Here is a 1,253-nt window from a genome sequence, read left to right as displayed (position 1 = left end):
CTGAAGATGGCGAAGGTGCATTGACCTCAATGCAAAATGCCTTGAATGATGCAGGCATACCAGCCAGTGAACTTGATTACATCAATGCGCATGGTACTTCGACTCCCCTGGGTGATTTAGCGGAAGCGCAGGCAATTCAGAAATTAGTCGGCGATACCAATGAGAAGCTCTTAGTAAGCTCTACAAAGTCATCGACTGGCCATCTACTCGGTGCAGCTGGTGCGATTGAAGCGATCTTCAGTGTGCTTGCGATTCGTGACAATATTGCACCACCAACTATTAACGTTGAAGATAAAGAAGAAGCTGTCACGTTAGATATTGTGCCTAATCAAGCCCGCGAAGCAGAAATTAATACTGTGTTGAGTAACTCATTTGGTTTTGGTGGCACGAACGGCACCTTGATCTTTAAAGCTGTATAAGCGTTTATCTTTAGAAAACAACAATAAATTCAGAGGTTCTCAATGGGGGCGCTCCTGTATTCCTCGCTTGAGGAAGAATCTACATCTCCGCTTAGTTTGAGTAACCGCGGTCTCGCGTATGGCGATGGTATCTTCGAAACCATTCGTGTTGTTCAAGCTAAAGTGCCGTTACTAGATTACCATCGCGCCCGATTTCTCCGTGGTGTTGAGGTACTCTCTCTTGGTTCTAGTCTGGAGCTACTAGAAGCTTTTGATGATCAGCTAGAGAACGCCGTTCGTCAGCTACAATTGCACGGTCATGAGAACGGTCTGGTTAAACTCATCGCTACACGCAAAGAAGGTGGGCGTGGCTATGCGCCTATAAAGCCGAGTTCCGTTGATCTATTTATCCAAGTATTTGAATTACCTCACTACCAAGAATCTTATTATTCATCGGGGATTGAGCTTGCCTTGTGTTCGCATCGCTTGAGTGAGCAACCTATGTTGGCAGGTATCAAGCATCTGAATCGACTTGATCAGGTCATGGGGGCTCGCGAGTTAAACGGCGCGCCGGAAGGTGTCATGCTTGATCAAAAGAATCACGTTATTGAAGGCACCAAATCAAACTTAATCGCTTTGATTGATGGAACGTTTTACACGCCAGAACTGAGTGTTTGTGGAATTCGCGGTACCTTATTAAGTGCTTTGCTAGCAGGCGAGCTTGAGGAGTTCGATGGCTCTTTCACGATACAGGAGCGACAAATGACATTGGATGATCTGCATCAGGCAGATGCCTTACTCATGATCAACAGTGTATTTGGTGTATGGCCTGTTAGCCAGTTTCAGCAATCAAAA

Annotated in this window: 1 protein-coding gene and 1 pseudogene; both read left to right on the top strand. The window is 45.7% G+C overall.

What is annotated here, in order from left to right; all coding sequences use genetic code 11:
* Nucleotides 1–419 (top strand): annotated as a pseudogene (locus A3739_RS25825) (beta-ketoacyl-ACP synthase II); the annotation flags it as partial.
* Nucleotides 420–461: 42 nt separating this feature from the next.
* Nucleotides 462–1,253, top strand: a 792-nt coding sequence (pabC, locus tag A3739_RS25820; protein ID WP_068503283.1) for an aminodeoxychorismate lyase, incomplete at its 3' end; no start/stop codon positions are given.

It is taken from the genome of Oleiphilus sp. HI0067, from assembly GCF_001635735.1.
The sequence above is the reverse complement of the archived record's forward strand: the minus strand, read 5'-3'. Positions and strand labels throughout refer to the sequence as shown.